The following is a 3,171-nucleotide window of genomic DNA, read 5'->3' as shown; positions in this document are numbered from 1 at the left end:
AAAGGATGCGATACGTTCAAAAGATATTAAGCTGTTTTTACTATCACTTCCATTTATTATAATAACTTACTTTATTATTACATCACCTTTTAACGGATATATTCAGTTCTTAACTTTCGGTGGAAACTTTGTTCCTGGAAGATTTTATTCATTGTTAATTGGAAGCATTGGTTTTTATTCTGTTTTAGGAATAATCAATTTTCTGTCAATCATGGTTGATCTGAAAAAGAGATTTTCAGATTTTTCTGTATCATTAATAGACAGAATTCTACTGTATTTAACAGTATCAGTGCCTTTTATAATAGCTCCTGCAAATCTTCTGCTTCATACAAATTATGTTTCAGTAGCATATGCAATTTCATTTTTTTATCTAATGACATTACATCAGCATATGAGAATATCGATTGATGATCTGACAACATTGAATAACAGAAATGAATTGAAATCATATCTGAATAGTCTAATGTCTCTTTCAGAGTCTCAAAGAAAGAACACTTTCATGATGTTTATTGATTTAAATAAATTTAAACATATAAACGATAATTTTGGTCACAATGAAGGTGACGTTGTACTTATTGAAATATCCAAACTGTTAAAGTATGTAGCTGATACATTCAACTGTTTCTTGTGCAGATATGGCGGCGACGAATTTATTCTTATCAAAAGAAACTCTGATGAAGAAAAAGCGATCAGTGTATGTTCTTATATTGATAAAGCAGTAAATGATTTAAGTGAACTTGTTATCGCTCCTTATGAGCTTTCAGTATCAACCGGATTCGTAAGATTCGATTCAAGATTCAACTCTGTGCGGGAGTTTATTGATGCAGCAGATAAACTAATGTACGAGAATAAGCGTTCAAGCAAAAAGGATTATTCTCGTTTAACGGAATAAAAGCACTTGAGTGAAGTGCTTTTAAGTGTTTTTAAAGACTTCATCTGAGTGGATCTCATAGGATGAGCCTCTCTTGCCAACCGAAACAATTAGCCTCTGAAGTTGGAATCATCCTGCTTTAGCAGGATGAAGATATCAATTGTCAATTCTCAGCATGACAGAAGTTGATAAATCAATTTTCTTATCATAAGGGATCTTGACAAAATATCCTGTTCCAGGAGCTACATCAAGAGCATTGCCCTTCTTTGCATCCACCATATTCTCAGCACTTAATGGCAGCATACCTGAAGGTGTGAAAATTCCAAGTTTTGAGCCTTTTTCAAAACGGTTCTTAACAGCTATATTTAAAGTACCGTCTTCATCCTGACTCTGGATCTCACCACAGATCTGAAGTGTTCCAGGATTTGGTGAGTTTGTTTCATAATCCTGAGTCTGATCTGGTCTGTGTGGCTCAAGCAGAGCAGTAGTATATCCTCTTGATGGAATAGAGTTTACAATTGTGTAACTCTCATCAGGGATTTGCTCACCTCTTACAATTGCATCAATTGCAAGTCTGTATGCACGAGAAATTGCTGCAGAATAGAATGGTGATCTTGAGCGGCCTTCAATCTTTAAAGAATCAACGCCTATTTCAATAAGTTTCTTTAATACAGGTAGAGTGCACAAATCTTTTGAGTTCATAAGATATGAACCATTGAGATCTTCTTCCATGTGCATCCACTCTCCTGGGTGATGCATGCTTTCTTCAAGATCAGCACATATGATAGTGTCATTTGCCTTATCAAAAGCAATCATGTCATCGGATGTTGCTGCATGAACGTTTCTTACGTTAAAACCGTAGCGGCATGAGTTATTGCAAGCACCAATGTTTGCATCTCTGTGAGAGAGCAGACCTGAAATCAGGCATCTTCCTGAAACAGCGATACAAAGAGCACCGTGAGCGAAAACCTCGATTTCCATGTCAGGACATTCTTGTTTAATCATATCGATTTCTGTTAATGATAGCTCTCTTGCAAGAATGCATCTTGTAAGACCGACTTTTTGCCAGAATTTTACAGAGCCTGCATTAACTGTATTTGCCTGAACTGACAGATGAATAGGAATATCAGGATAACGGTTTCTTACAATGTCGATAAGACCAGGATCAGCCATGATGAAAGCATCAGGCTTAAGCTCTGCCATTTCATCTACAACTTTTTCAAAGGCTTTCACCCTTCTTACATGAGGAATAATATTTAAAACCGCATGAACTTTTTTACCAAGTGAATGTGCCTCTTCAATACCTTTGATGAAGTCTTCTCTGATAAAGCCGTTTCCTCGGACTCTCAATGACCATTTTGGCACACCTGCATATACAGCATCAGCACCATAGTTTAGAGCCATATGCAGATGTTCAAGTGAGCCTGCTGGAGCTAAAAGCTCTGGTTTTTTAAGTTCTGTCACAGTCAAAGATCTCCATTATATAACTGCAAAGTTCAGTAAAGATTTCACCTTGTAATATGAGTAGAGATTGAGCATCAGCTATCTCGTCTTCAACCTTGTTTGGAAGGTTGTGTTCAAGGTAAATGTCAGTTGGCTTTACCTTTTTGATTGTAAGATCGTTTGTAAGAGAGAATGTTACAGCTTCATCATAGTTGAGTGCTATTTCATAAACATTCTTTCCAGCATTAAGATGAACTGCAATTTCCTGACTTGTTAAGTCTTCTTTTGAAGCTCTAATTATGCCGCCATCATCATCTGTGCTTTTTAAGGTAACCTCAGAGCCAAAATCAAATTTCTCTGGCAGATTATTTTCTTTTATCCATGTTGTCATTCTTGCCTCAACCACGCACTTTGGAGCAAGAAGTTTTGCACCAAAAGACATGAATGCCTCTCTTAGCATTGCAAGGGCACTTTCTGCACGTTTAGCTGAACTTGCACTGATTCCGACAATGTTTGCCTGTGTATTAAACCAGATTAGAAGTTCTTTTCTTGTAGCAAAAGCTTTTGATAAAAGAGAGTTTGATACAGCAGCCTTAACAGTTTCAATTTCCTGCTTGTTAAGAACTCTTTTAAGTTCAAGTTCTTTTTTCTCAACCTGTTCATCAACCTGAGTTTTTACCACTTGAGATGGTAAAAGTTTTGTTTCTTCAACAAGTTTTAAAAAGTGATTGTTACCTGTTGAGAAGTGAAATTGTGTATTTGAACCGAACATAGGTGCAAATCCAATTGAGCTTTGTTCGTTAGCCTCACAAGGCTTGAAAGCTGTTTTTGCAAGTAGCTCTTCTACTTTTGCCTCG

The 3,171-nt window shown here is 36.5% G+C and carries 3 protein-coding genes; 1 reads left to right on the top strand and 2 read right to left on the bottom strand.

Annotated features, from left to right (window positions below):
* On the top strand, window positions 1-892 hold an 892-nt coding region (locus tag ACJML3_RS09005), incomplete at its 5' end, for a GGDEF domain-containing protein (RefSeq protein WP_406022514.1).
* 135 nt (window positions 893-1,027) lie between these two features.
* Here the strand turns inward: ACJML3_RS09005 and ACJML3_RS09000 are convergent.
* Entirely contained in the window at window positions 1,028-2,335 is a 1,308-nt protein-coding gene (locus tag ACJML3_RS09000) for a U32 family peptidase C-terminal domain-containing protein (RefSeq protein WP_219937681.1), read from the bottom strand.
* Window positions 2,322-3,171, bottom strand: an 850-nt coding sequence (locus tag ACJML3_RS08995; protein WP_406022511.1) for a recombination-associated protein RdgC, incomplete at its 5' end; no start/stop codon positions are given. The genes ACJML3_RS09000 and ACJML3_RS08995, both read right to left, overlap by 14 nt.

This window comes from Succinivibrio sp. (assembly GCF_045124615.1).
Classification (GTDB): domain Bacteria; phylum Pseudomonadota; class Gammaproteobacteria; order Enterobacterales; family Succinivibrionaceae; genus Succinivibrio; species Succinivibrio faecicola.
Note: the sequence above shows the minus strand (reverse complement) of the source record. Positions and strands in the feature narration are given on the sequence as shown.